27 protein-coding genes are annotated in these 25,381 nt (G+C 71.7%); 24 read left to right on the top strand and 3 right to left on the bottom strand.

Going from position 1 to position 25,381, the window contains the following annotated elements; all coding sequences use genetic code 11:
* The first annotated feature begins 71 nt into the window (after positions 1-71).
* From secY to glmM, 16 genes are all read left to right on the top strand, one after another.
* Positions 72-1,388 carry a preprotein translocase subunit SecY gene (secY, locus tag ACZ50K_RS24770; protein WP_468906853.1) on the top strand — a complete coding sequence of 439 codons (1,317 nt, stop codon included), beginning with the start codon at positions 72-74 and terminating at the stop codon, positions 1,386-1,388.
* Positions 1,388-2,035 carry an adenylate kinase gene (locus tag ACZ50K_RS24765; protein WP_468906850.1) on the top strand — a complete coding sequence of 216 codons (648 nt, stop codon included), beginning with the start codon at positions 1,388-1,390 and terminating at the stop codon, positions 2,033-2,035. Before secY ends, ACZ50K_RS24765 begins: the two co-directional genes overlap by 1 nt.
* A gap of 115 nt (positions 2,036-2,150) precedes the next feature.
* Positions 2,151-3,002, top strand: coding sequence for a type I methionyl aminopeptidase (gene map / locus ACZ50K_RS24760; protein WP_468906847.1), 852 nt, complete (start codon positions 2,151-2,153; stop codon positions 3,000-3,002).
* Positions 3,003-3,159: 157 nt separating this feature from the next.
* Positions 3,160-3,381: a translation initiation factor IF-1 gene (infA, locus tag ACZ50K_RS24755; protein WP_003956442.1), complete on the top strand. Its 222-nt coding sequence runs from the start codon at positions 3,160-3,162 to the stop codon at positions 3,379-3,381.
* Positions 3,382-3,445: 64 nt separating this feature from the next.
* Positions 3,446-3,559 (top strand): 50S ribosomal protein L36, encoded by a 114-nt coding sequence (rpmJ, locus tag ACZ50K_RS24750; protein WP_003956441.1) that lies wholly within the window; start codon positions 3,446-3,448, stop codon positions 3,557-3,559.
* 188 nt (positions 3,560-3,747) lie between these two features.
* Positions 3,748-4,128 (top strand): 30S ribosomal protein S13, encoded by a 381-nt coding sequence (gene rpsM / locus ACZ50K_RS24745; protein WP_468906845.1) that lies wholly within the window; start codon positions 3,748-3,750, stop codon positions 4,126-4,128.
* A gap of 68 nt (positions 4,129-4,196) precedes the next feature.
* Positions 4,197-4,601, top strand: a complete 405-nt coding sequence (rpsK, locus tag ACZ50K_RS24740) for a 30S ribosomal protein S11 (RefSeq protein ID WP_003956432.1) — start codon at positions 4,197-4,199, stop codon at positions 4,599-4,601.
* Between the two features lie 145 nt (positions 4,602-4,746).
* Complete coding sequence (locus ACZ50K_RS24735; protein WP_010473911.1) at positions 4,747-5,769, top strand: DNA-directed RNA polymerase subunit alpha; 1,023 nt, start codon at positions 4,747-4,749, stop codon at positions 5,767-5,769.
* A gap of 110 nt (positions 5,770-5,879) precedes the next feature.
* Positions 5,880-6,368: a 50S ribosomal protein L17 gene (rplQ, locus tag ACZ50K_RS24730; protein ID WP_468906843.1), complete on the top strand. Its 489-nt coding sequence runs from the start codon at positions 5,880-5,882 to the stop codon at positions 6,366-6,368.
* Positions 6,369-6,487: 119 nt separating this feature from the next.
* The gene (gene truA, locus ACZ50K_RS24725; RefSeq protein WP_468906841.1) at positions 6,488-7,354 is read left to right on the top strand and encodes a tRNA pseudouridine(38-40) synthase TruA; all 867 of its coding nucleotides are present in this window, start codon (positions 6,488-6,490) and stop codon (positions 7,352-7,354) included.
* A 79-nt stretch (positions 7,355-7,433) separates the two neighbouring features.
* Positions 7,434-8,816, top strand: coding sequence for a hypothetical protein (locus tag ACZ50K_RS24720; RefSeq protein ID WP_468906839.1), 1,383 nt, complete (start codon positions 7,434-7,436; stop codon positions 8,814-8,816).
* Between the two features lie 73 nt (positions 8,817-8,889).
* Positions 8,890-10,509, top strand: coding sequence for an ABC-F family ATP-binding cassette domain-containing protein (locus ACZ50K_RS24715; RefSeq protein ID WP_468906837.1), 1,620 nt, complete (start codon positions 8,890-8,892; stop codon positions 10,507-10,509).
* 13 nt (positions 10,510-10,522) lie between these two features.
* Complete coding sequence (locus tag ACZ50K_RS24710) at positions 10,523-11,770, top strand: glycosyltransferase family 87 protein (RefSeq protein WP_468907259.1); 1,248 nt, start codon at positions 10,523-10,525, stop codon at positions 11,768-11,770.
* A gap of 208 nt (positions 11,771-11,978) precedes the next feature.
* Positions 11,979-12,422, top strand: a complete 444-nt coding sequence (rplM, locus tag ACZ50K_RS24705; RefSeq protein ID WP_468906835.1) for a 50S ribosomal protein L13 — start codon at positions 11,979-11,981, stop codon at positions 12,420-12,422.
* Between the two features lie 41 nt (positions 12,423-12,463).
* Positions 12,464-12,985, top strand: coding sequence for a 30S ribosomal protein S9 (rpsI, locus tag ACZ50K_RS24700; protein WP_468906833.1), 522 nt, complete (start codon positions 12,464-12,466; stop codon positions 12,983-12,985).
* A gap of 147 nt (positions 12,986-13,132) precedes the next feature.
* A complete protein-coding gene (gene glmM / locus ACZ50K_RS24695; RefSeq protein WP_468906830.1) occupies positions 13,133-14,491 on the top strand; it encodes a phosphoglucosamine mutase in 1,359 nt (452 codons plus the stop codon).
* Between the two features lie 93 nt (positions 14,492-14,584).
* Here the strand turns inward: glmM and ACZ50K_RS24690 are convergent, their stop codons facing one another.
* Positions 14,585-15,532, bottom strand: coding sequence for a DUF389 domain-containing protein (locus ACZ50K_RS24690; protein WP_468906828.1), 948 nt, complete (start codon positions 15,530-15,532; stop codon positions 14,585-14,587).
* Between the two features lie 29 nt (positions 15,533-15,561).
* Positions 15,562-16,563 (bottom strand): type I pantothenate kinase, encoded by a 1,002-nt coding sequence (coaA, locus tag ACZ50K_RS24685; protein ID WP_468906825.1) that lies wholly within the window; start codon positions 16,561-16,563, stop codon positions 15,562-15,564.
* Between the two features lie 248 nt (positions 16,564-16,811).
* Here coaA and ACZ50K_RS24680 point away from each other — a divergent pair, with 248 nt between their 5' ends.
* The 8 genes from ACZ50K_RS24680 to ACZ50K_RS24645 all read left to right on the top strand — a co-directional run bounded on the left by ACZ50K_RS24680 (position 16,812) and on the right by ACZ50K_RS24645 (position 24,717).
* On the top strand, positions 16,812-17,600 hold the full coding sequence (locus tag ACZ50K_RS24680) for a hypothetical protein (protein WP_468906823.1): 789 nt from the start codon (positions 16,812-16,814) through the stop codon (positions 17,598-17,600).
* A gap of 112 nt (positions 17,601-17,712) precedes the next feature.
* A complete protein-coding gene (gene glmS / locus ACZ50K_RS24675; protein ID WP_468906820.1) occupies positions 17,713-19,560 on the top strand; it encodes a glutamine--fructose-6-phosphate transaminase (isomerizing) in 1,848 nt (615 codons plus the stop codon).
* 64 nt (positions 19,561-19,624) lie between these two features.
* Entirely contained in the window at positions 19,625-19,993 is a 369-nt protein-coding gene (locus ACZ50K_RS24670; protein WP_468906818.1) for a holo-ACP synthase, read from the top strand.
* Positions 19,994-19,997: 4 nt separating this feature from the next.
* On the top strand, positions 19,998-21,386 hold the full coding sequence (locus tag ACZ50K_RS24665) for an NAD(P)H-hydrate dehydratase (protein ID WP_468906816.1): 1,389 nt from the start codon (positions 19,998-20,000) through the stop codon (positions 21,384-21,386).
* 105 nt (positions 21,387-21,491) lie between these two features.
* Complete coding sequence (alr, locus tag ACZ50K_RS24660) at positions 21,492-22,631, top strand: alanine racemase (protein WP_468906813.1); 1,140 nt, start codon at positions 21,492-21,494, stop codon at positions 22,629-22,631.
* Positions 22,632-22,707: 76 nt separating this feature from the next.
* On the top strand, positions 22,708-23,820 hold the full coding sequence (locus ACZ50K_RS24655) for an alpha/beta fold hydrolase (protein WP_468907257.1): 1,113 nt from the start codon (positions 22,708-22,710) through the stop codon (positions 23,818-23,820).
* Positions 23,792-24,364: a tRNA (adenosine(37)-N6)-threonylcarbamoyltransferase complex ATPase subunit type 1 TsaE gene (tsaE, locus tag ACZ50K_RS24650; protein WP_468906810.1), complete on the top strand. Its 573-nt coding sequence runs from the start codon at positions 23,792-23,794 to the stop codon at positions 24,362-24,364. The genes ACZ50K_RS24655 and tsaE overlap by 29 nt, the downstream gene beginning before the upstream one ends.
* 152 nt (positions 24,365-24,516) lie before the next feature.
* Entirely contained in the window at positions 24,517-24,717 is a 201-nt protein-coding gene (locus tag ACZ50K_RS24645) for a hypothetical protein (RefSeq protein ID WP_468906807.1), read from the top strand.
* A 65-nt stretch (positions 24,718-24,782) separates the two neighbouring features.
* On the opposite strand, the gene ACZ50K_RS24640 is transcribed toward ACZ50K_RS24645, so the two are convergent.
* A complete protein-coding gene (locus tag ACZ50K_RS24640) occupies positions 24,783-25,346 on the bottom strand; it encodes a hypothetical protein (protein ID WP_468906805.1) in 564 nt (187 codons plus the stop codon).
* Positions 25,347-25,381: the final 35 nt, after the last annotated feature.

The following is a 25,381-nucleotide window of genomic DNA, read 5'->3' as shown; positions in this document are numbered from 1 at the left end:
GCTTTGTCGTATACCTCGAATCCTTAGACCGTCACCTCTGACGCAGTAGCGCGGGGGTCGCAGGAGGCACCGTGCTCACCGCGTTCGCCCGGGCGTTCAAGACGCCCGACCTGCGCAAGAAGCTGCTCTTCACGCTCGGCATCATCGTGCTGTATCGACTCGGGTCCCACATCCCGGTACCCGGCGTGAGCTACGAGAACGTTCAGTTCTGTGTCGACCAGGCGAAGGGCTCCAACAGCGGGCTGTTCGGTCTGGTCAACATGTTCAGCGGTGGTGCACTGCTGCAGATCACGATCTTTGCGCTCGGCATCATGCCCTACATCACGGCGAGCATCATCCTGCAGCTGCTGACCGTGGTCATCCCGAAGCTGGAGAACCTCAAGAAGGAGGGTCAGTCCGGCACGGCGAAGATCACGCAGTACACGCGCTACCTGACCATCGCGCTCGCGATCCTTCAGGGCACCGGCCTCGTGGCCACGGCGCGTAGTGGGGCCCTGTTCCAGGGCTGTCAGGTCGCCGGACAGATCGTTCCCGACCGTTCGATCTTCACGACCGTCGTCATGGTGGTCACCATGACCGCCGGCACCGCCGCGGTCATGTGGCTCGGTGAGCTCATCACCGACCGCGGCATCGGCAACGGCATGTCGATCCTGATGTTCATCTCGATCGCCGCGGGCTTCATCGGCGCCCTGTGGCAGATCAAGCTCGAAGGCAAGATCGCCGACGGCTGGGTGGAGTTCGGCGTGGTGATCCTCGTCGGTCTCGCCATGGTCGCCCTGGTGGTCTTCGTCGAGCAGGCCCAGCGCCGCATCCCGGTGCAGTACGCGAAGCGGATGATCGGCCGTCGCGCCTACGGGGGCACGTCCACCTACATCCCGCTCAAGGTGAACCAGGCGGGTGTCATCCCCGTCATCTTCGCCTCCTCGCTGCTGTACATCCCGGCTCTGGTCGTGCAGTTCAGCGGTTCCACGGCGCCGTGGGCCGCTTGGGTCCAGCGGAATCTCGCGGACACGAACGCCCCCTTCCACATCTCCATGTACTTCCTCCTGATCGTGTTCTTCGCCTTCTTCTACGTGGCGATCTCGTTCAACCCGGAGGAAGTCGCCGACAACATGAAGAAGTATGGTGGCTTCATCCCGGGCATCCGGGCCGGTCGACCCACCGCCGAGTACCTGAGCTTCGTGCTCAACCGGATCACCTGGCCGGGGTCGCTGTACCTGGGTCTCATCGCTCTTGTGCCGACGATGGCGTTGGCCGGCTTCGGGGCGAACCAGAACTTCCCGTTCGGCGGGACGAGCATCCTGATCATCGTGGGTGTGGGTCTGGAAACCGTGAAGCAGATCGAGAGCCAGCTCCAGCAGCGCAATTACGAAGGGTTCCTCCGCTGATGCGAATCGTCCTCGTCGGGCCTCCGGGTGCGGGCAAGGGTACGCAGGCCGCGTACCTCGCCAAGAACCTGTCGATCCCGCACATCTCCACGGGCGACCTCTTCCGCGCCAACATCAGCCAGGGCACTGACCTGGGCAAGCGGGCCAAGGCCTTCATGGACGCCGGCGACCTCGTCCCCGACGAGATCACCATCGGCATGGCCAAGGACCGCATGGAGCAGCCGGACGCCGTGAACGGCTTCCTGCTCGACGGCTTCCCCCGCAACGTGTCGCAGGCCGAGGCCCTCGACGTGATGCTGAAGTCCGAGGGCATGAAGCTGGACGCGGTCCTCGACCTGGAGGTCGAGGAGGACGAGGTGGTCAAGCGGATCGCCGGCCGCCGCCTCTGCCGCAACGAGGACAAGCACGTCTTCCACGTGGCGTACGCCCCGCCGAAGACCGAGGGTGTCTGCGACACCTGCGGTGGCGAGCTGTACCAGCGCGGTGACGACTCCGAGGAGACGGTCCGCCGCCGCCTGGAGGTCTACCACACCCAGACCGAGCCGATCATCGACTACTACAAGGCCCAGGGCCTGCTGGTCACGATCTCCGCGCTCGGCAAGGTGGACGAGATCACCCAGCGTGCGATGGAAGCCCTGAAGAAGTAGTCCGGTAGCCGATCCGGGCAGTACACACGGCCGCGGTGTCCCCAGGACGCCGCGGCCGTGGTGTTGAGCGCCGTAGTGTTGAACAGAGACGTCCCGTACGAGAGGCAAGGCAGGCATGGTCCAGATCAAGACCCCGGAGCAGATCGCGAAGATGCGCGAGGCGGGGCTGGTCGTCGCCGCCATCCACGCGGCCACCCGTGAGGCCGCGGTGCCGGGTGCCACCACGCGGGATCTGGACATGGTCGCCCGCAAGGTGATCGCCGACCACGGCGCCAAGTCGAACTTCCTCGGGTACGGCGGCTTCCCCGCCACCATCTGCACCTCGGCGAACGAGGTCGTCGTCCACGGCATCCCGGACGACAAGACGGTCCTCAAGGACGGGGACATCATCTCCATCGACGCCGGCGCCATCGTGGACGGCTGGCACGGGGACGCCGCCTACACGGCCTTCGTGGGCACCGGGCACGCCCCGGAGCTGGTGGAGCTGTCCCGGGTGACCGAGGAGTCCATGTGGGCCGGCATCGCGGCCATGCGGCTGGGCAACCGGCTGGTGGACATCTCCCGCGCGATCGAGACGTACATCAAGCGGCAGCCGCGGCCGGCCACCGGTGACCACAGCCTGGGCCGGTTCGGGATCATCGAGGACTACGGCGGCCACGGCATCGGTTCCGAGATGCACATGGACCCGCACCTGCTGAACTACGTCTCGCGCAAGCGCGGCAAGGGGATCAAGCTGGTGCCGGGCCTCTGCCTGGCCATCGAGCCGATGGTCTCGCTGGGCACCGCCGAGACCGAGGTGCTGGCCGACGACTGGACGGTCATCACCACCGACGGCACCTGGTCCTCGCACTGGGAGCACTCGGTCGCCCTGACCGAGGAGGGGCCGATCGTGCTGACCAGCCCGGACTGCGGCAAGGCGAAGCTCGCCGAGTACGGCGTCACCACGGCCCCGGACCCGCTGGGCTGACCCGGCCCCCTGGTTAAGGATCTAGGGTGTGGGGCACACTTTCCGGATTCGTCTTTCTGGGTGCCCTGACGTAGACTGACTCGTCGGCTCCTTTGCACCCGCATGTCCGCATGCGAAGCAGGGAGCTGATCAAGGTAGCCGATTCGAAAGGCGAAGCGTGGCCAAGAAGCAAGGTGCCATCGAGATCGAGGGCACCGTGATCGAGTCCCTCCCGAACGCGATGTTCAAGGTGGAGCTCCAGAACGGTCACAAGGTCCTCGCGCACATCAGCGGAAAGATGCGGATGCACTACATCCGTATCCTCCCGGATGACCGGGTCGTGGTGGAGCTCTCTCCCTACGACCTGACGCGTGGCCGGATCGTCTACCGATACAAGTAGATCTTGTCCCCGTACCCCGCTCTTACGGCGGGGTGGTGGCACTGACCCGGAGAACCTCAGACACATGAAGGTCAAGCCGAGCGTCAAGAAGATCTGCGACAAGTGCAAGGTGATCCGCCGTCACGGTCGGGTCATGGTCATCTGCGACAACCTGCGCCACAAGCAGCGCCAGGGCTGACGCACGCCGACCGACCTGCAATTTCGCAGTTCTTCGCGCGACGCACGTAAATACGTACATACGCAGAGCCCGCCCAGCCCCTTCGGGGTCGGCGGCACCTCCGGCGGGGGCCGGGGACCCGGTTGGTACCTCATACGGCTGCCGGGAGTGGCTTTGCGGAAGACCCCCGAACACACAGGAGCCATTGAATGGCACGCGTTTCCGGTGTTGACATCCCGCGCGAAAAGCGTGTGGAGATCGCACTCACCTACGTCTTCGGTATCGGGCGCACCCGGTCCAAGGAGATCCTCGAGTCGACCGGCGTGAACCCGAACACCCGTGTTCGCGACCTCGCCGAAGAGGACCTGGTCAAGATCCGCGAGTACGTGGACGCCAACCTCCGCACCGAGGGTGACCTCCGCCGCGAGATCCAGGGCGACATCCGCCGCAAGATCGAGATCCAGTGCTACCAGGGTATTCGCCACCGTCGTGGCCTGCCGGTGCACGGTCAGCGCACCAGCACGAACGCCCGTACCCGCAAGGGCCCGCGTCGCGCGATCGCCGGCAAGAAGAAGCCGGGCAAGAAGTAGTCCTCAGCGGACACGCTTTCCAGCGGTCTTGCGCTGTAGGACCGACCACCTCCCTGTAGGAGTAAGAGATGCCCCCCAAGGGTCGTCAGGGCGCTGCCAAGAAGGTGCGCCGCAAGGAAAAGAAGAACGTCGCTCACGGGCACGCGCACATCAAGAGCACGTTCAACAACACCATCGTCTCGATCACGGACCCGTCCGGCAACGTGATCTCCTGGGCCTCCGCCGGCCACGTCGGCTTCAAGGGCTCGCGCAAGTCCACCCCCTTCGCCGCGCAGATGGCCGCCGAGTCGGCCGCCCGCCGCGCGCAGGAGCACGGCATGCGCAAGGTCGACGTCTTCGTCAAGGGTCCCGGCTCCGGCCGTGAGACCGCGATCCGCTCCCTCCAGGCCACCGGCCTTGAGGTCGGCTCGATCCAGGACGTCACCCCCACCCCGCACAACGGCTGCCGCCCGCCGAAGCGCCGCCGCGTCTGACCTCGGTCTGACGCAGCGGACGCACCTTGTGCGTTCTTGAGTGTCCGGGCGGTACGTCCCCCCTCGAAGGGGACGTGCCGCCCGTACCCTTGTAGTTCTGGTCGGACGTCAAATAGTGGGCGTCCACGACTGAAGGAATGAAGACATGCTTATCGCTCAGCGTCCTTCGCTGACCGAAGAGGTCGTCGACGAGTACCGCTCCCGGTTCGTGATCGAGCCCCTGGAGCCGGGCTTCGGCTACACCCTCGGCAACTCCCTGCGCCGTACGCTCCTCTCCTCGATCCCGGGTGCCGCTGTCACCAGCATCCGCATCGACGGTGTCCTGCACGAGTTCACCACCGTGCCGGGCGTCAAGGAGGACGTCACCGACCTCATCCTCAACATCAAGCAGCTGGTCGTCTCCTCGGAGCACGACGAGCCGGTCGTGATGTACCTGCGCAAGCAGGGTCCCGGCCTGGTCACCGCTGCCGACATCGCGCCCCCGGCCGGTGTCGAGGTGCACAACCCGGACCTGGTCCTCGCCACGCTCAACGGCAAGGGCAAGCTGGAGATGGAGCTGACCGTCGAGCGCGGTCGCGGCTACGTCTCCGCCGTCCAGAACAAGCAGCTGGGCCAGGAGATCGGCCGCATCCCGGTCGACTCCATCTACAGCCCGGTGCTCAAGGTCACCTACAAGGTCGAGGCGACCCGAGTCGAGCAGCGCACCGACTTCGACAAGCTGATCGTCGACGTCGAGACCAAGCAGGCCATGCGCCCGCGCGACGCCATGGCGTCCGCCGGCAAGACCCTGGTCGAGCTGTTCGGTCTGGCCCGCGAGCTCAACATCGACGCCGAGGGCATCGACATGGGCCCGTCCCCGACGGACGCCGCCCTGGCCGCCGACCTGGCGCTGCCGATCGAGGAGCTGGAACTCACCGTCCGCTCCTACAACTGCCTCAAGCGCGAGGGCATCCACTCCGTGGGTGAGCTCGTCGCCCGCTCCGAGGCGGACCTGCTCGACATCCGCAACTTCGGTGCGAAGTCGATCGACGAGGTCAAGGCGAAGCTGGCCGGCATGGGCCTGGCGCTCAAGGACAGCCCGCCCGGATTCGACCCGACCGCCGCCGCCGACGCCTTCGGCGCCGACGACGACGCGGACGCCGGTTTCGTCGAGACCGAGCAGTACTAGTCAAGGCTTGCGGGGTGCGTTCCGGCCCGCCCCGCACACCCTCCGGCGACCGCCGGTAGGGACTGCCACCGGTACCTGACACGGCCGGTGCAGCACAGAGGAGAATCACCATGCCCCGTCCCGCGAAGGGCGCCCGCCTCGGCGGTTCCGCCGCGCACGAGAAGCTGCTGCTCGCGAACCTCGCGAAGTCGCTGTTCGAGCACGGCCGCATCACCACGACCGAGGCCAAGGCCCGCCGCCTGCGTCCGGTCGCCGAGCGTCTGATCACCAAGGCGAAGAAGGGCGACATCCACAACCGTCGCCTCGTTCTCCAGACGATCACCGACAAGAGCATCGTGCACACGCTCTTCACCGAGATCGCTCCGCGTTACGAGAACCGCCCCGGTGGTTACACCCGCATCACCAAGGTCGGCAACCGTCGTGGCGACAACGCCCCGATGGCCGTCATCGAGCTGGTCGAGGCGCTGACCGTGGCGCAGCAGGCCACCGGTGAGGCCGAGGCCGCCACCAAGCGTGCGGTGAAGGAGGCCGAGGCCAAGTCTGTGGAGTCCGCGGACTCCGAGGCCGAGGCGCCGGCCGAGGAGACCAAGGAGGCCTGAGCCTCCGCGGTCTGATCGTTCGGGCCTGGAACGGGTCCGTCCCCTCGTGGGGCGGGCCCGTTCCGTCTTTTCGGGCGCGTTTTCGGGCGCGTTTTCGGTGTGTGGAGAGGATCGGTCACGTGGGTGACGAGGTGGAGCCCGGGTTCGTCCGGGTGCGGCTGGACCTGAGCTACGACGGCAAGGAGTTCTCCGGCTGGGCGAAGCAGACCACGCGGCGGACGGTGCAGGGCGAGCTGGAGTCCGCGCTGCGGACCGTGATGCGGCTGGCCGAGCCGGTGGAGCTGACGGTGGCCGGCCGGACCGACGCGGGGGTGCACGCGCGCGGGCAGGTGGCGCATCTGGACCTGGCCGCCGAGGTGTGGGAGGAGCACCGGGAGGTGCTGCTGAGGCGGCTGGCCGGGCGGCTTCCGCAGGACGTGCGGGTGTGGCGGGTGGCCGAGGCCCCGGCCGGGTTCAACGCGCGGTTCTCGGCGGTCTGGCGCCGCTACGCGTACCGGGTGGGGGACCGGAAGGGCGGGGTGGACCCGCTGCGCCGGGGGCACGTGCTGTGGCACGACTGGCCGCTGGACGTGGCGGCGATGAACGAGGCCTCCAAGGCGCTGCTGGGCGAGCACGACTTCGCCGCGTACTGCAAGAAGCGGGAGGGGGCGACCACCATCCGCACCCTCCAGCGGCTGAGCTGGGAGCGGGCCGAGGACGGGATCGTCACGGCGACCGTGCGGGCCGACGCCTTCTGCCACAACATGGTGCGTTCGCTGGTGGGCGCGCTGCTGCACGTGGGCGACGGGCACCGGCCGGTGGAGTGGCCGGGGAAGGTGCTGGCCGCCGGGGTGCGGGACTCCTCGGTGCATGTGGTGAAGCCGCACGGGCTGACCCTGGAGGAGGTCGGCTATCCGGCGGACGAGCTGCTGGCGGAGCGCAGCCGGCAGGCCCGGAACATGCGGACGCTGCCGGGCGCGGGTCCGGCCGCGCCGGGGTGTTGCTGATTCGTGATCTTGTTCCCGGGCAACCCGGGGGCGGCCCGTTGGTCTGATCCGGGGACGGACGACGACGGGGGACGAATCGATGATGCGCGTGTGGACGGTGGCGGCGGCCGGGGCCCTGGTCCTGTTCGGGACGGCTCCGGCTCAGGGGGAGCCGCCGCCGGTCCCGGCCGGGCTCCAGCTGGGCGGGTACACCGTCCCCACCCAGCTGAAGGCCGGGGGGCGGCATGTGCTGCGCTTCGGGTTCACCAACGGTGGGGACGCCCCGGTGGCGGCGGTCCGGATGTACGTGGAGACCGGGCCCGGTCTGACCTACGGCTGGTCGCGGTTCTCGAACTGCGCCTACGACCGGGACCCGGTGTCCCTGCGCGAGGTGCAGGCCTGCACCTTCACCGGGCCGTTCCTGCCGGGCACCGCCTACCGGCTGGCGGAGGGGCTGGAGCTGTCGGTCCGGCCGGACGCCTGGCGGGCCCGGCACGTGGTCTCGGTGTATCCGGACGGGCCGGCGGAGCGGGACCGCCATCCGAAGGCGAAGTGGCGTCCGGGGACCGGTCCGGAGCTGCGGATGGCGGCCACCGAGGAGGTCCTGGACCGGCGGCCCCCGGTGGAGGAGCTGGCGCTGGAGGTGCCGGCCGGCCGGCCGGACCTGAGCGTGACCGGTGCCCGGGCGTCCGGCGCGCCGGGCACGGAGGTGCGGCTGACCCCGCGCTGGCACAACCGGGGCCCGGGGGCGATCCACACCGAGGACCCGGCGTTCCGGGTGGCGAGCACCGAGTTCCTGCTGCCGGACGGGTTCAGCTACGTCAAGGGGGACTGCGACCCGGTGGTGCGGCAGGGGCCGACCCGCTGGAACTGCCCGCCGGCCGGGCAGCGGCTGGCGGTGGGCAGCGGGCCGGTGGGCGCCACCTTCCGGATCGCCCCGTGGGTGCGGCCCGGCGAGTACGAGGGGGTGTTCCGCTTCGATCCCCTTCCGCGGACCCCGGTGGGTGCCCGGGAGCCCGGTCAGTACCCGCTGGAGCAGTGGGACCGGACCCCGGCCAACAACAGCGCCAGGGTGACCATCACGGTCACCGGGGGCGAGCCCGGCCCCGGGCCGACCGGGGGTCCGTCCCCGAAGCCGTCGGGGAGTGCCGGGCCGCGTCCGACGGGGAGTCCTTCCGCGGGGCCCTCGGCCACCGCGACGGGCGGTCCGTCCGGGAGCCCGTCCGGCTCCCCGTCCGGCGGCCCCTCTGCCTCGCCGAGCCCCACGGCCTCCGCGGCGCCCACGGTCACGACCGCCCCGGGGCCGTCCCCGACCCCGGTGCCGACCGGCAGCGGGTCGGTGCGGCCGCCGTCCGGTGACGGGGGGACCGGCGGGCTGGCCGCGACCGGTTCCGCCGCGGTGCTCGTCGGCGGGGTCGGGGCCACCGCGGTGCTGGTCGGCACGGCCCTGTGGGCCCTGTCCAGGAAGCGCCGGGAGGGCTGAGCCGGCCGGCCCGGACGGCGGTGGCCGGGAATCCGTTTGGGCGGGGGAGGTGCGGGGCGGTTGAATGCCCCGCATGGGACATCTCGAAGCCGGCCATCTGGAGTACTACCTTCCCGACGGGCGGGTACTGCTCCCCGACGTCTCCTTCCGGGTGGGGGAGGGGTCGGTGGTCGCCCTGGTCGGGGCGAACGGGGCCGGCAAGAGCACCCTGCTCAAGCTGCTGTCCGGGGAGCTCCAGCCGCACGGCGGCGGGGTCACCGTCAGCGGCGGCCTCGGGGTGATGTCCCAGTTCGTGGGTTCGGTGCGGGACGAGACCACCGTCCGCGACCTGCTGGTGTCGGTGGCGCAGCCGCGGCTCCGGGAGGCGGCGAGGGCGGTGGACCGGGCCGAGCACCTGATCATGACGGTGGACGACGAGTCGGCCCAGATGGCGTACGCGCAGGCGCTGAGCGACTGGGCGGACGTGCAGGGGTACGAGGCGGAGACGCTGTGGGACGTCTGCACCACGGCGGCCCTCGGGATGCCGTACGACCGGGCGCAGTTCCGGGAGGTGCGGACGCTGTCGGGCGGTGAGCAGAAGCGGCTGGTGCTGGAGGCGCTGCTGCGCGGTCCGGACGAGTGCCTGCTGCTCGACGAGCCGGACAACTACCTGGACGTGCCGGGGAAGCGGTGGCTGGAGGACCAGCTGAAGGCCACCCGCAAGACGGTGTTGTTCGTGTCGCACGACCGGGAGCTGCTGTCCCGGGCGGCGGAGAAGATCGTCAGTCTGGAGCCGAGTCCGACGGGCACCGACGTGTGGGTGCACGGTGGTGGTTTCGACACCTACCACGATGCCCGCAAGGAGCGTTTCGCGCGGTTCGAGGAGCTCAAGCGGCGCTGGGACGAGGAGCACGCCCGGCTGCGGGCGCTGGTGCTGCGGCTGCGGAACCAGGCGGCGAGCAGCCCCGACATGGCCTCCCGCTACCGGGCGATGCAGACGCGCTTCCAGAAGTTCGAGGAGGCCGGTCCGCCGCCGGAGCCGCCGCGGGAGCAGGACATCAGGATGCGGCTGAAGGGCGGCCGGACCGGGGTGCGGGCGCTCACGGTGGAGAACCTGGAGCTGACCGGGCTGATGAAGCCGTTCTCGCTGGAGGTGTTCTACGGCGAGCGGGTGGCGGTGCTGGGGTCGAACGGCTCCGGGAAGTCCCACTTCCTGCGGCTGCTGGCGGGTGAGGACGTGAAGCACACGGGTGCCTGGAAGCTGGGCGCCCGGGTGGTCCCCGGTCATTTCGCGCAGACCCACGCGCATCCGGAGCTGTTCGGCCGGACCCTGGTGGACATCCTGTGGACGGAGGCGGCGAAGCCGCTGGGGCAGGCGATGGGGGCGCTGCGCCGGTACGAGCTGGAGCGGCAGGGCGAGCAGCCGTTCGAGAAGCTGTCGGGCGGTCAGCAGGCGCGTTTCCAGATCCTGCTGCTGGAGCTGGCGGGCACCACCGCGCTGCTGCTGGACGAGCCGACGGACAACCTGGACCTGGAGTCCGCGGAGGCGCTCCAGGACGGTCTGGAGGCCTATGACGGCACCGTGCTGTGCGTGACGCACGACCGCTGGTTCGCGAAGACCTTCGACCGGTACCTGGTGTTCGGTTCGGACGGGGTGGTGCGGGAGACCGCCGAGCCGGTCTGGGACGAGCGGCGCGTCCAGCGCGAGCGCTGAGGGCGGCCCGGTGGTGGTCGTGGAGCGGTGGGGGGCGCGGCTGCTGGAGTGGCTGCTGCGGCCGGCGTCGCGGCCCTGGCAGGCCGTGGCGCTGGCCGCGGTGCTGTGGGTGTGCGTGTCGAGCAGTCTCCGGCCCAACTGGGGTTCGGACAACGCCTTCGTGGTGAAGGCCGCGGACACCCTGCTGGAGGGCGGGTCGCCGTACGAGGACAAGCGGTTCCTGTACCTGCCGAGCGCGGTGCTGCTGGCGGTGCCGGAGGCGCTGCTGCCGGTGCCGGTGCTGCGCTGGCTGCTGCCGGTGGTGATGTCCGCGCTGGTGGCGCTGGGCTGGTGGTGTGCGCTGCGGCTGTTCTCGGTTCCGGTGGTGTCGCGGCTGGCGGTGCTGGGGTTCGGGGCCTTCGCGGTCGGTTTCAAGCCGTACGCGAACATGGTGCTGATCGGGAACTGGACGGCGGTGTCGGCGGCGGCGCTGCCCGCCGCGCTGCTGCTGGCGCACCGCGGCCGCTGGGTGGCGGCCGGGGCGGTGGTCGGGCTGGCGGTCGCGGCGAAGCCGATGCTGGTGCCGGTGCTGCTGGTGTTCCTGCTGGCCCGGCGGTGGCGGGGGCTGGCGGTGGCGGTGCTGGTGCCGCTGGGGCTGTCGCTGGCCGGTGCGCTGGCCATGCCCAGTCCCTCGCTGTTCTTCACCAGGACGCTGCCGTTCCTGCTGAAGGGCCAGGACTCCTACGCGCTGCCCTGGGACGCCTCGCCGATCGCGGTGCTGCCCCGGCTGGGGGTGCCGGAGGCGGTGGCGGTGGCGGTGGCCGGGACGGCCGCGCTGGCGGGTCTGTGGGCGGTGTGGAGGCGCTGGCGGCGGCCGGCCGCCCTGGAGCCGGACGGGGGCGAGCTGCGGCTGGCGGAGACGGCCTGCATGGTGATGCTCGCCGCATTCCTGGTGTCGCGGCCGTCCTTCGACCACTACCTGCTGGTGGTGCTGCCGCTGCTGCTGGTGTCGGTGGTGCGGCCGGGTTCGGCCCCGCGTTCGCCCTGGTTCTGGGTGGCGGTGGTGCCGCAGTTGCTGGGGATGCCGTGGAACTGGTTCTTCACCGGTGAACGGCGGGCCTTCAAGGACTGTTTCACGCTGTGTGTGCTGGCGGTGACCCTGACGGGTGGCTGTGCGAGGCCCGGCCGGGGTAGCCTGGGGCCCGTACGAACTGCAGGATCGGTGCGCCCCGAAGGGTCCGCCGGGGAGTCCGCCGAGGCGGGTTCACGGTCGGCGTTTTGACCCGTCCGGGTGTGCACGGGTATTCTGCTGGTTCGTTATGCGTATTGGCTTGTTCATTCTCACGTGAAAGGGCCCTTACGCCGGTCCACCGGGGCCGATGACCAGCGGTGCACACGGGTTGCGTCCCCGTTGTGAACCAGGGCTGTCGTGATCGTTCCGTGGTGACCCTTGTCAGGACCCATCACTGAAGAAGCGAAGGCTACGAACCGTGCGTACGTACAGCCCCAAGCCCGGCGACATCTCGCGCCAGTGGCTCGTCATCGACGCCCAGGACGTTGTCCTCGGCCGTCTGGCGACCCAGGCCGCTGCCCTCCTCCGGGGTAAGCACAAGCCGACCTACGCCCCCCACATGGACATGGGCGACTTCGTCATCATCGTCAACGCCGACAAGGTCCACCTGTCCGGCAACAAGGCGACCCAGAAGATGGCGTACCGCCACTCCGGCTTCCCGGGCGGTCTCCGTGCCGTCCGCTACTCCGACCTCCTCGCGGACAACCCGGAGAAGGCCGTGGAGAAGGCCGTCAAGGGCATGCTCCCCAAGAACACCCTGGGCCGTCAGATGCTCTCGAAGCTGAAGGTCTACTCGGGCGACCAGCACCCGCACGCTGCCCAGCAGCCGGTGCCGTTCGAGATCACCCAGGTCGCGCAGTAGTTCCGGCCACCCCCAAGACGTAGAAAATTCTGAGGAGCATCGTGGCCGAGACCACCGCCGAGACGACCCCCGTCGACGAGTTCGAGGGCAACGTCGAGGAGTACACCACCGAGTCTGTGGAAGCCGTTGAGGGCGACTACACCTCCGAGTCCCTTGCCGGTCGCTTCGGCGACCCCCAGCCGGCCGCCGGCCTGGGCCGTCGCAAGAACGCCATCGCCCGCGTCCGGATCGTTCCGGGCACCGGCAAGTGGAAGATCAACGGTCGCACCCTTGAGGACTACTTCCCCAACAAGGTGCACCAGCAGGAAGTCAACGAGCCCTTCAAGGTGCTCGAACTCGACAACCGCTACGACGTCATCGCCCGCATCGCGGGTGGCGGCGTGTCCGGCCAGGCCGGCGCCCTGCGCCTCGGTGTGGCCCGTGCGCTGAACGAGGCGGACGTGGACAACAACCGCCCGGCGCTGAAGAAGGCCGGCTTCCTCTCCCGCGACGACCGTGCGGTCGAGCGCAAGAAGGCCGGTCTCAAGAAGGCCCGTAAGGCTCCGCAGTACAGCAAGCGTTAATCTCCGCCTGCTGCTCTGCACGAAACCGCCCCGGCGGCACGCTCTGTGCTGCCGGGGCGGTTCGTTTATCGCCACAAGCGGCGTACAACTGTTACAAGCGGCCACAAGCGATCACATGCGGTCATAGCGCGAACTCGGAGGACAATAGTGGGACGACTCTTCGGCACAGACGGTGTACGCGGTGTCGCCAACGCGGATCTGACGGCCGAGCTGGCGCTCGGCCTCTCCGTGGCGGCAGCCCATGTGCTCGCGGAAGCGGGCACCTTCGAGGGGCACCGCCCCACCGCGGTGGTCGGCCGGGACCCCCGGGCCTCCGGCGAGTTCCTGGAGGCCGCCGTCGTCGCCGGGCTCGCCAGCGCCGGCGTGGACGTCCTGCGCGTCGGTGTGCTGCCCACCCCGGCGGTGGCGTATCTCACCGGTGCGCTGGGCGCCGACCTCGGCGTGATGCTCTCCGCCAGCCACAACGCCATGCCCGACAACGGCATCAAGTTCTTCGCCCGGGGCGGCCACAAGCTCGCCGACGAGCTGGAGGACAAGATCGAGTCCATCTACGAGGAGCACCGCACCGGTGCCCCGTGGGAGCGCCCCACCGGCGCCGGGGTCGGCCGCGTCAGCGACTACGACGAGGGCTTCGACAAGTACATCGCCCACCTCATCGCCGTCCTCCCCAACCGGCTGGACGGACTGAAGATCGTCCTGGACGAGGCGCACGGCGCCGCCGCCCGGGTCTCCCCGGAGGCCTTCGCCCGGGCCGGTGCCGAGGTCGTCACCATCGGCGCCGAGCCGGACGGCCTCAACATCAACGACGGCTGCGGCTCCACCCACCTCGGACCGCTGAAGCAGGCCGTGGTCGAGCACGGCGCCCACCTGGGCATCGCCCACGACGGCGACGCCGACCGCTGCCTCGCCGTGGACGCGGCCGGCCAGGAGATCGACGGGGACCAGATCCTCGCCGTGCTGGCGCTCGCCATGCGGGAGGCCGGACAGCTCCGCAAGAACACCGTGGTCGGCACCGTGATGTCCAACCTGGGCTTCAAGCTGGCCATGGAGTCCGAGGACATCCAGGTGGTGCAGACCGGCGTCGGCGACCGCTACGTGCTGGAGTCGATGAAGGAGAACGGCTACGCCCTGGGCGGCGAGCAGTCCGGGCACGTGATCATCCTGGACCACGCCACCACCGGCGACGGCACCCTCACCGGCCTCATGCTGGCCGCCCGGATCGCCGCCACCGGCCGCCCGCTGGCCGATCTGGCCGCGGTGATGCGCCGGCTGCCCCAGGTCCTGGTCAACGTCCCGGACGTGGACCGCTCCCGGGTCGCCACCTCCGGCGAGCTGGCCGCCGCGGTCGCCGAGGCGGAACGCGAGCTCGGCACCACCGGGCGGGTACTGCTCCGCCCCTCCGGCACCGAGCCGCTGGTCCGGGTGATGGTGGAGGCCGCCGACATCGAGCAGGCCCGCTCGATCGCCGGCCGGCTGGCCGACGTGGTGAAGTCCGCGCTCGGATAACCGGCACCGGTACGTCGACGAGGGCCCTGCCGCCGGCCGCGGCAGGGCCCTCGCCCGTCCCCGGCCGGCCGTCCCCCGGGCCCCGGCCCCCGGTCAGGCCTTGGCCCGGCGCAGCCACCGGCCGCGCTGGGTGCGCCAGAGCAGCTTCTGCGCGTACAGGGTCAGCACCCCGGCCACGATGATCCCGGTCAGGTTGAGCGCCAGCTGCACCCCCGAACCCCACATCTGGCCGAGGTCCCCGTAGCCCAGCGCCACCGCCGCGTTGGCGGCGGCCGGCACCGTGGTCACCGAGATGGCCACCCCGACCAGCGCCCCCGCCTTCGCCGAGGTGAGGGACAGGATCCCGGCGACCCCCGCCAGCACCGCGACCACCAGGGAGAACAGGTCCGGCTGCCAGATGAAGCTGGTGTTGGGCCGCGGATCGTCCAGCATGCCCTCCTCGAACAGCCCCAGGGCGTCCATCACCAGGCTGAACAGGGTGGTCGCGGCGATCGCCACGGCGAACCCGACCACCAGCGCGATCAGCGAGCGCGCCGCCAGCCGGGGGGCCCGCCGCACCACGGCCGTGCAGATCCCGGCGAGCGGCCCGAACTCCGGGCCCACCGCCATCGCGCCCACGATCAGGATCGCGTTGTCCAGCGCCACACCGCAGGCCGCGATCATCGTCGCGAGGACCATGAACGCCGCGTAGGTGATCGTGAGGGTGGACTCCTCGTGGGTGGCCTCGGTCAGCTGCTCCCAGATCACCGCGTCGGCCGGCTCCCCGGGCGCCTCCTTCTCGGCGGCGTCCGCCCGCCGGGACAGCGAGAGGTCGATGTCCTCCACGGCGATGGAGCCGTCCCGGTCGATCCCCAGCTCCCGCAGCCGCCGCAACAGCTCGTCCCCCGCCTCCCGGGCGACGTCGCAGAGCACCAGGTCGCCCTCGGGGACACGGGCCGCGCCCGGCAGCACCACCAGATGGGTGGTGCCGACCGTCGCCGTGACCGCCTTGACGACCTGGTCGGTCCGGTCCGGCGGGATGATCATCCGCAGATGCAGCATGCCCGCACCCTACGGGCCGCAGGCCCCCGCTAGAGCTTCCGCAGGCTCAGCTTGCTGACCTTGTGGTCGGGACCCTTGCGCAGGATCAGGTTCGCCCGGCCGCGGGTGGGGGCCACGTTCTCCAGCAGATTGGGCCGGTTGATGGTCCGCCACATGGTCTGCGCGTACTCCAGGGCCTCCTCCTCGGAGACCTGGGTGTACTTCCGGAAGTAGGAGAACGGGTTCTGGAACGCCGTCTCGCGCAGCTTGCGGAACCGGTTCAGGTACCAGCGCTCGATGTCCTCCGGCCGGGCGTCCACGTAGACGCTGAAGTCGAAGTAGTCGGCGAGCCCGACCCTGGTCCGGCCGTCCTTCCCCGGCAGGGCGGGCTGGAGCACGTTCAGCCCCTCCACGATCAGGATGTCGGGGCGGCGCACCACCAGCCGCTCGCCCGGCACGATGTCGTAGATCAGGTGCGAGTAGACGGGCGCGGTGACCTCGTCCTTGCCGGCCTTGATGTCGGCGACGAAGCGGGTGAGGGCCCGCCGGTCGTAGGACTCGGGGAAACCCTTGCGGGACAGCAGCCCGCGCTCCTGGAGCTCCTTCATCGGATACAGGAACCCGTCGGTGGTGACCAGCTCCACCCGCGGGTGCTCGGGCCAGCGGGCCAGCAGGGCCTGGAGCAGACGGGCCACGGTGGACTTGCCGACGGCGACCGAACCGGCCACCCCTATCACGAACGGGGTTCCGGGCTGCTCGCCGTGGCCGTTCCCGGCGTCGCCGAGGAAGGTGTTCAGGGTGCCGCGCAGATTGCTGGTGGCGCCCACGTAGAGGTTCAGCAGCCGGGACAGCGGCAGATAGACGTCGCGGACCTCGTCCAGGTCGATGACGTCGCCCAGACCGCGCAGCCGTTCCACCTCGTCGGCGGTCAGCGGCAGCGGGGTCCGTTCGCGCAGGGCGCTCCATTCGGCGCGGGTGAGGTCCAGGTACGGCGAGACATCGGCGGTGCGATGGCCCCTGCCGGGTGCGCTTCGTGGCGGCGAAGTGATCACACCGCCATTGTCGGGGGTGCGGGCCGGTTGTGGATGGTGGGGTCGGTCACGTGGCCGCGGGGTTGTGCCGGGTCCGGTCTCGATTGGGCGGAGGGCGCGTATCGCAGCTGTCACGATCGGGATATTCGCGGGTGCCGGGGGAGCCCGACTCGTACATTGATCAACTGTGCCCCGGCGGCCGGTGTCCCGCGCCGGTCCGGCGGCAGATCAGCGTCAGTCCATCACCTTCCCCAGGGGGAATCCGTCCCATGCGCAACACCCTGCTCCGCCGTTCCGTGCTGTCCGCCTCCGCCGTCTCCCTCGCCCTGCTGGCCACGGCCTGCGGCGGCTCCGACGGCGACTCCGGCAAGGACGCCGCCAAGGACGACACGAAGGCCTCCGCCTCGGCGTCCGCGCCGGCCGCCGACTCCGGCGCCAAGGGCAGGACCGACGCGGAGCTCGCCTCGGTGATCGTCGCGCAGGCGGACACCGCCGAGTACAAGTTCCAGCCGGCCGGCCAGGCCGACGTCGCCGCGAGCAAGGCCGCGACCAGCGACAAGCCCGAGTGCAAGGTGCTGGTGGCGGCCCAGTCCTTCGGCGACATCGGCACCCCCTCCGGGACGGCCCGCACCCGCGCCACCGGCGTTCCCAAGGCCCCCGACGCCAACGCCTCGGCGGAGGAGAAGGCCAAGGCCGCCATGGACGCGCTGGCCGGGACCTCGGTCAGCGCCGTCAACCTCGCCTCGTACGACGGCAAGGGCGCGGAGGAGGCCCTGGCCTCCGTCCGGACCGCCGCCACCGCCTGCGCGGGCGGCTACACGGCCACCCTCGGCGGGGAGTCCTCCAAGGTCACCTCGATCGCCCCGGGCCCCGCCGTGACCGGTGGCGACGAGGCCGCCGCGTACACGGTGACCGTCGGCGAGGGCGAGGACAAGCTCGTCACCCAGCTGGTGCTGGTCCGCAAGGGCAACACCCTGGCCGGGATCTCCACGGTCGGCGTCGGCGAGACCAAGCAGCCGAAGGCCCTGATCGACGCCCAGACCAAGAAGCTGGGCTGACCCGGGCCCGCGGGCATGCGGCCCGGCCCCGTCCCGGTGGAATCGCCGGGGCGGGGTTTTCGTCTTGTTCGGCTACCGGGCAGGAGCGGTTCCCGGGCGTACGCTGCCGCCTATGTGCGGAATTGTGGGTTACGTGGGAGCGCAGTCGGCGCTCGATGTGGTCATCGCCGGACTCAAGCGGCTGGAGTACCGCGGCTACGACTCGGCCGGGGTCGCCGTCCTCGCGGACGGCGGGCTGGCCTCCGTCAGGAAGGCCGGGAAGCTGGTCAACCTGGAGAAGGAACTCGTCGGACGGCCGATCCCGGCCGGTTCGACCGGGATCGGGCACACCCGGTGGGCGACCCATGGCGGGCCGACCGACCTCAACGCCCACCCCCACCTCGACAACGCGGGCCGGGTCGCGGTGGTCCACAACGGCATCATCGAGAACTTCGCGGCGCTGCGCGCCGAACTGGCCGAGCGCGGGCACCGGCTGGACTCCGACACGGACACCGAGGTGGTCTCGCACCTGCTGTCGGAGGCCTTCTCGGCCAGCGGGGACCTCGCCGAGTCGATGCGGCAGGTCTGCCGGCGGCTCGACGGGGCGTTCACCCTGGTCGCGGTGCACGCGGACGAGCCCGACGTGGTGGTCGGGGCGCGCCGGAACTCCCCCCTGGTGGTCGGGGTCGGCGAGGGGGAGAACTTCCTCGCCTCGGACGTGGCCGCGTTCATCGCGCACACCCGGTCCGCGATCGAGCTGGGCCAGGACCAGGTGGTGGAGCTGCGGCGGGACGGGGTGACGGTGACGGACTTCGCCGGTGCGCCGGCCGAGGTGCGGGCGTACCACGTGGACTGGGACGCCTCGGCGGCCGAGAAGGGCGGCTACGACTACTTCATGCTCAAGGAGATCGCCGAGCAGCCGAAGGCGGTGGCCGACACCCTGCTGGGGCGGATCGACGGGAGCGGTTCGCTGACCCTGGACGAGGTCCGGATCCCGGTGTCGGTGCTCCGGGAGGTCGACAAGGTGGTGATCGTGGCCTGCGGTACGGCCTACCACGCGGGCATGATCGCCAAGCTGGCGATCGAGCACTGGACCCGGATCCCCTGCGAGACGGAGCTGGCCAGCGAGTTCCGCTACCGGGACCCGATCCTCGACCAGCGCACCCTGGTGGTCGCGATCTCGCAGTCGGGCGAGACCATGGACACGCTGATGGCGCTGCGGCACGCCCGTGAGCAGGGTGCCAAGGTGCTGGCGATCTGCAACACCAACGGTTCGACCATCCCCCGGGAGTCGGACGCGGTGCTGTACACGCACGCCGGTCCGGAGGTGGCGGTGGCCTCCACCAAGGCGTTCCTGACCCAGCTGGTGGCCTGCTACCTGGTGGCGCTGTACCTGGGGCAGGTGCGCGGCACCAAGTGGGGCGACGAGATCCGGGCGGTGGTCCGCGAGCTGTCGGACATCGCCCGCGCGGTGGACGAGGTGCTGGGGACCATGGAGCCGGTGCGGGAGCTGGCGCGGTCGCTGGCGCACAAGGACACCGTGCTGTTCCTGGGCCGGCACGTGGGCTATCCGGTGGCGCTGGAGGGCGCGCTCAAGCTGAAGGAGCTGGCGTACATGCACGCCGAGGGCTTCGCGGCGGGCGAGCTGAAGCACGGGCCGATCGCGCTGATCGAGGAGGACCTGCCGGTGGTGGTGGTCGTGCCGTCGCCGCGGGGCCGTTCGGTGCTGCACGACAAGATCGTGTCGAACATCCAGGAGATCCGGGCGCGCGGGGCCCGGACCATCGTGATCGCGGAGGAGGGGGACGAGGCGGTGGCGCCGTACGCCGACCATCTGATCCGGATCCCGGCCACCCCGACCCTGCTCCAGCCGCTGGTGGCCACGGTTCCGCTCCAGGTGTTCGCCTGCGAGTTGGCGACCGCGCGCGGCAACGAGGTCGACCAGCCGCGTAACCTCGCCAAGTCCGTCACCGTCGAATAGCCGGCGGTACCGGAGAGGGATCGGGCGCGGTAACAGGCGCGGGAACAGAGGGGCTTGGGCTGCTGTGATCATCGGCGTGGGGATCGACGTGGCGGCGATCGACCGTTTCGGGGCCGCGATGGAGCGGACACCCGGCATGGCGCGCCGGCTGTTCGTCGACTCGGAGCTGACGCTGCCGAGCGGGGAGCGGCGCGGTATCGCCTCGCTCGCCGCCCGGTTCGCGGCGAAGGAGGCCCTGGCGAAGGCGCTCGGCGCGCCGGCCGGGCTGCTGTGGACGGACGCCGAGGTGTACGTGGAGGACAGCGGCCGGCCCCGGCTGCGGGTGAAGGGGACGATCGCGGCCCGGGCGGCCGAACTGGGCGTGGCCGGCTGGCACATCTCGCTCAGCCATGACGCGGGGGTGGCCTCCGCCGTGGTCATCGCGGAGGGCTGAGCGGATGCGCAGCGCGTACCGGGCCGAGGAGGTACGGGCCGCCGAGCGGCAGCTGATGGCGCTGCTCCCGGAGGGCTCCCTGATGCGGCGGGCGGCGGCCGGGCTGGCCGCGGTCTGCGCGGGCCGGCTGGGGAAGGTGTCCGGGGCGCGGGTGGTGCTGCTGGTCGGGTCCGGGGACAACGGCGGCGACGCCCTGTTCGCGGGGGCGCTGCTGGCCCGCCGCGGTGCGGCGGTGCGGGCGGTGCCGGTGGATCCGGCCCGGATGCATCCGGCCGGGCTGGCGGCGCTGCTGCGGGCCGGCGGCCGGGTGGCGGAGCGGGTGCCGGAGCGGGCCGATCTGGTGCTGGACGCCCTGGTCGGGATCGGTGGCCGGGGCGGGCTGCGGCCGGCCGCGGCCGCGCTGGTGGCGGCGCTGCCGGCCGGGGTGCCGGTGGTGGCCGTGGACCTGCCGAGCGGGGTGGACCCGGACACCGGGGAGCTCGCGGGGCCGGCGGTGACCGCGGAGCTCACGGTGGCCTTCGGCGCGTACAAGCCGGGGCTGCTGGTGGAACCGGGCGCCTCCCGGGCCGGGGAGGTCCGTCTGGTGGACATCGGTCTGGGGCCGTATCTGGGCCCGCCCGCGCTGGAGGCGCTGGAGGACGCGGAGGTGCGGGGGCTGCTGCCGTCGCCGACCGCGGCGAGCGACAAGTACCGGCGCGGGGTGGTCGGGGTGGCGGCCGGGTCCGCGCAGTACCCGGGGGCGGCCGTGCTGGCCGTGGCCGGGGCGCTGCGCGGGGGCGCGGGCGCGGTCCGCTATCTGGGGCCGGCGTCCGAGGCGGTGCTGGCCCGCTATCCGGAGGTGCTGATCGGGGCGGGCCGGGTGCAGGCCTGGGTGCTCGGTCCGGGTCTGGGGTCCGGTCCGGTGACCCTGCCGGACCCGGACGTGCCGCTGCTGGTGGACGCGGACGGGCTGCGCGGGCTGACCCCGGAGGCGGTCCGGGCACGGACCGCGCCGACCCTGCTGACCCCGCACGCGGGGGAGGCGGCCGCGCTGCTGGGCGTGGCGCGGGAGCGGGTGGAGGCGGCCCGGCTGGCGGCGGTGCGGGAGCTGGCGGACCGGTACGGGGCGACGGTGCTGCTGAAGGGCGCGGGCACCCTGGTCTGCGATCCGGACCCGGCCCGCCCGGTCCGGGTCAACCGGACCGGCACGCCGTGGCTGGCGACGGCGGGCAGCGGCGATGTGCTGTCCGGGCTGGCGGGCGCCCTGCTGGCGGCCGGCCTCGACGCCTTCGACGCGGCGGCGGTGGCCGCCCATCTGCACGGGCGGGCCGGTTCGCTGGCCGCCGAGGGCGCCCCCACCACCGCCCACGAGGTGGCCCTGGCCCTGCCGAGGGCCTGGCGCGGCCTGTCCTGACCCGGCCCGCGAGGTGACACAGGTACGGGACGGTCGGTGCTGGCCAGGGGCGCGCGGGGGTCCGGCGGCCGGGGGCGGGCGAGGGGGTCTGAGAGACTGAGCCCGATGAACGAGAGACTGCGGGTGCACGCCGAGATCGACCTGGACGCCGTACGGGACAACGTCCGCGCCCTGCGCGACCGGGCGCCCCGGTCCGAGCTGATGGCCGTCGTCAAGGCGGACGCGTACGGGCACGGTGCCGTCCGCTGTGCCCGCGCCGCCCGGGAGGCCGGGGCGGCCTGGCTGGGCACCGCCACTCCGCAGGAGGCCCTCGAACTGCGGGCCGCCGGGATCACCGGGCGGATCATGTGCTGGCTGTGGACCCCCGGCGGCCCCTGGCGGGAGGCCGTCGAGGCCGACGTGGACGTGTCGGTCAGCGGGATGTGGGCCCTGGAGGAGGTGCGGGCCGCCGCCCGTGCGGCCGGGCGTACGGCCAGGATCCATCTGAAGGCGGACACCGGCCTCGGCCGGAACGGCTGCCAGCCCGCCGACTGGGCCGAACTGGTCGGCGCGGCCGTCGCCGCGCAGGCCGAGGGCACCGTCACGGTCACCGGGCTGTGGTCGCACTTCGCCTGCGCCGACGAGCCCGGCCATCCCTCGATCCAGCTGCAGCTCACCGCGTTCCGCGACATGCTGGCGTACGCCGAGAAGGAGGGCGTGGACCCCGAGGTCCGGCACATCGCGAACTCGCCCGCGACCCTGACCCTCCCGGAGAGCCACTTCGACCTGGTCCGCACCGGCCTCGCCGTCTACGGGGTGTCCCCGGCCCCCGAGCTGGGCACCTCCGCCCAGCTGGGGCTGCGCCCGGCGATGACCCTGAAGGCCTCGGTGGCCCTGGTGAAGGACGTGCCGGCCGGACACGGCGTCAGCTACGGTCACCACTACACCACCTCCGCCGGGACGGCCCTCGCGCTGATCCCGGCCGGCTACGCCGACGGCATCCCCCGGCACGCCTCCGGGCGCGGCCCGGTCCTGGTGGGCGGGAAGGTCCGCACCGCCGCCGGGCGGGTGGCCATGGACCAGTTCGTGGTGGACCTCGGCGGCGGCGGGCACGGGGTCCGGGCCGGCGACGAGGCGGTCCTCTTCGGCACCGGTGAGCAGGGCGAACCCACCGCCGAGGACTGGGCTCAAGCGGCGAACACGATCGCGTATGAGATCGTCACCCGTATCGGTGGGCGAGTGCCCCGGGTGTACCGCAACGGCTGATCACGGCCGAGTGAGGACGGGCGGCGTGGGCGAGAACTGGCGGAAGGCCGGCTGGGCGGGCGCCGCGATAGGGGTCATGGCCGCGGGCGCGGCCGCCGGGGTCGCGGTGGAGCGGCTGACGGTGGGCCGCGGCATCCGGATGAAGGCCCGGGTGGCCCTGGACGCCACCGGCCCGTACGGCTCGCTGCGCGGCCGGGAGGGCACCACCCGCGCCGAGGACGGCACCGAACTCCACTACGAGGTGGACGAACCGCCCGCCGAGCCCCGCCGCCGGCGCCCGCTGCGCCGGGACCGGGCGGCCGCCCCGGTGACGGTGGTCTTCTGCCACGGCTACTGCCTCAGCCAGGACTCCTGGCACTTCCAGCGGGCCGCCCTGCGCGGGGTGGTCCGCTCGGTGTACTGGGACCAGCGCAGCCACGGCCGTTCGGACCGGGGGCTGGCCCAGGCGGACGGCGAGCCGGTCACCATCGACCAGCTCGGCCGCGATCTGAAGGCGGTTATCGACGCGGCCGCGCCCGAGGGCCCGCTGGTGCTCGTCGGGCACTCCATGGGCGGTATGACGATCATGGCGCTGGCCGACCAGTTCCCCGAGCTGGTCCGGGAACGGGTGACCGGGGTCCTGCTGGCCGGCACCTCCGGGGGCCGGCTCGACGAGGTCACCTACGGACTTCCGGCGCTGGGCATGGGCGCGGTGCGCCGGGTGCTGCCGGGGGTGCTGCGCGCGCTCGGCTCCCAGGTGGAGCTGGTGGAGCGGGGGCGCCGGGCCACCGCCGACCTGTTCGCCGGGATGATCAAGCGCTATTCGTTCGGGTCCCGGGACGTGGACCCGGGGGTGGCCCGGTTCGCCGAGCGGCTGATCGAGGCCACCCCCATCGACGTGGTCGCCGAGTTCTTCCCGGCGTTCTCGGCCCATGACAAGTCGGCCGCGCTGGGGGCCTTCGCCGGACTGCCGGTGACCGTGGTCGCCGGGGACCGGGACATGATCACCCCGCCGGAGCACAGCGAGGCCATCAAGGCCGAACTCCCGGACGCCGAGCTGGTGGTGCTGGAGAACACCGGCCACCTGCTGATGCTGGAGCATCCGGAGACCGTCACCGGGCTGCTGCTGGACCTGCTGGAGCGGGCGGGCGCGGTGCCCGGAGCCACTACCGTTGGCTCCCATGGAAGCACCGCACACCCGGGCGGCTGAGACCGCCGACGGCACCGCAGACACCACCGCCGACACCACCGCCGACACCGCCACGGTCGGGCTGACCGTCGACTCCCCGGAGGGCATGCAGGACCTGGGCCGGCGCATCGCCGGCCTGCTGCGCCCCGGGGACCTGGTCCTGCTCACCGGCGAACTCGGCGCGGGCAAGACCACCCTGACCCGTGGACTGGGCGAGGGGCTGGGCGTGCGCGGGGCGGTGACCTCGCCGACCTTCGTGATCGCCCGGGTCCATCCCTCGCTGGTCGGGGGTCCGGCCCTGGTGCACGTGGACGCGTACCGGCTCGGCGGCGGGCTGGACGAGATGGAGGACCTGGACCTCGACGTGTCGCTGCCCGAGTCGGTGGTGGTGGTCGAGTGGGGCGACGGCAAGGTGGAGGAGCTGTCGGAGGACCGGCTGCACGTGGTGATCGCGCGGGCGGTGGGCCACGAGGAGGTGCTGGACGACGTCCGCGAGGTGACGGTCCGGGGCGTGGGCGCGCGCTGGGACGCGGACCAGCTGGCCGCGCTCACCGAGACGGCCTGAGGCCGGTCTCCGCGGCCGCTCGGCCGGGAAAGGTACCGACAACTCGTCGGGAACATATTGCGCGGGTGCCGGGGCGCGTGGTGACATGGTAGCGAACAGGGTTAGGGCTACCTAACTTCGGTGTATCCGGACGCAGGATGCAGGAGGCAGCCATGTCGGCCACGTCGGCAGCAGACCGGGGGGAAGCGCCCCGCCGCCCCGGCCCCGCCCTCGTCCCCTTCGGGCTGACGATGCAGGCCCTGCTCGCCGCCGGCGCGGCGGCCAGCGCGGTGTCCACGCCCCCGAAGACCACCCCCGCGCCCCGGGACGGCGGCCCCGCGGCGGACCCGGACGGACCCGCCGCCGCGGCCTGAGCGCGGCGGACTCCTCCGTACGGGTGATGGCGGCGCCACGGGTGCTCGCGGCGCCGGTGCGCCCGCTACGGGACCACGACCACCTTGGCGGTCACCGTGGCGAAGGCCCACATCAGGTCCCCGTCGGCCCGGCTCATCCGGATGCCGCCGGTCCGCTTCTTCGGATCGGGCTCCGGCAGCTCCCCGTCCACCCGGGCGCTGAACCCGATGACGGTCCCCTTGCTGCTGGTGAACCGCACGACGTGCTCGATCGGCACCCCGTCCGAACCGGTGACCGCGCCCGACCGGGACGTGACCACATAGCTGCCCGGCTTGGGGTGGACCGTGCTCGGTTTCACCAGGAAGCTCTTCGGCCGCGCCGCGGCCCCGGTGGCGCCCGGGGCCTCCACCAGCCAGACCCGCTTCTGGCCCACCGAGTAGACCACCCGCTTGCCGAGGCCCGAATCCGGCGGCACCGCCACCGGCTTGGCCGGGTCCTGCGGGGCCGTGGCCGGCGGGGTCTTCGGCTGCTGGGCCTGGACGGCGGGCCGCGCGGGCGCGCTGGCCTGGGCCTGGTAGGCGAGGAAGCCGACCGCCGCGACGGCCGCCGCGGTGAGCCCGGCCACGATTCCCGAGCTTCTGCTTGCCACCTTGCTCCGCCTCCCGTGCTTCCCCTGATCCAGAC

The organism is Streptomyces sp. NPDC033845 (genome assembly GCF_055576225.1).
This window is presented reverse-complemented; position numbering and strand designations above follow the sequence as displayed.

What these genes read in the sequence shown, in the direction of transcription:
- ACZ50K_RS24765 (WP_468906850.1), top strand. Translation starts at nt 1,388, where the DNA reads ATGCGAATCGTCCTCGTCGGGCCTCCGGGTGCGGGCAAGGGTACGCAG.
- map (WP_468906847.1), top strand. Translation starts at nt 2,151, where the DNA reads ATGGTCCAGATCAAGACCCCGGAGCAGATCGCGAAGATGCGCGAGGCG.
- rpmJ (WP_003956441.1), top strand. Translation starts at nt 3,446, where the DNA reads ATGAAGGTCAAGCCGAGCGTCAAGAAGATCTGCGACAAGTGCAAGGTG.
- rpsM (WP_468906845.1), top strand. Translation starts at nt 3,748, where the DNA reads ATGGCACGCGTTTCCGGTGTTGACATCCCGCGCGAAAAGCGTGTGGAG.
- rpsK (WP_003956432.1), top strand. Translation starts at nt 4,197, where the DNA reads ATGCCCCCCAAGGGTCGTCAGGGCGCTGCCAAGAAGGTGCGCCGCAAG.
- ACZ50K_RS24735 (WP_010473911.1), top strand. Translation starts at nt 4,747, where the DNA reads ATGCTTATCGCTCAGCGTCCTTCGCTGACCGAAGAGGTCGTCGACGAG.
- rplQ (WP_468906843.1), top strand. Translation starts at nt 5,880, where the DNA reads ATGCCCCGTCCCGCGAAGGGCGCCCGCCTCGGCGGTTCCGCCGCGCAC.
- ACZ50K_RS24720 (WP_468906839.1), top strand. Translation starts at nt 7,434, where the DNA reads ATGATGCGCGTGTGGACGGTGGCGGCGGCCGGGGCCCTGGTCCTGTTC.
- ACZ50K_RS24715 (WP_468906837.1), top strand. Translation starts at nt 8,890, where the DNA reads ATGGGACATCTCGAAGCCGGCCATCTGGAGTACTACCTTCCCGACGGG.
- ACZ50K_RS24690 (WP_468906828.1), bottom strand. Translation starts at nt 15,532, where the DNA reads ATGCTGCATCTGCGGATGATCATCCCGCCGGACCGGACCGACCAGGTC.
- ACZ50K_RS24680 (WP_468906823.1), top strand. Translation starts at nt 16,812, where the DNA reads ATGCGCAACACCCTGCTCCGCCGTTCCGTGCTGTCCGCCTCCGCCGTC.
- glmS (WP_468906820.1), top strand. Translation starts at nt 17,713, where the DNA reads ATGTGCGGAATTGTGGGTTACGTGGGAGCGCAGTCGGCGCTCGATGTG.
- ACZ50K_RS24665 (WP_468906816.1), top strand. Translation starts at nt 19,998, where the DNA reads ATGCGCAGCGCGTACCGGGCCGAGGAGGTACGGGCCGCCGAGCGGCAG.
- alr (WP_468906813.1), top strand. Translation starts at nt 21,492, where the DNA reads ATGAACGAGAGACTGCGGGTGCACGCCGAGATCGACCTGGACGCCGTA.
- ACZ50K_RS24655 (WP_468907257.1), top strand. Translation starts at nt 22,708, where the DNA reads ATGGCCGCGGGCGCGGCCGCCGGGGTCGCGGTGGAGCGGCTGACGGTG.
- tsaE (WP_468906810.1), top strand. Translation starts at nt 23,792, where the DNA reads ATGGAAGCACCGCACACCCGGGCGGCTGAGACCGCCGACGGCACCGCA.
- ACZ50K_RS24645 (WP_468906807.1), top strand. Translation starts at nt 24,517, where the DNA reads ATGTCGGCCACGTCGGCAGCAGACCGGGGGGAAGCGCCCCGCCGCCCC.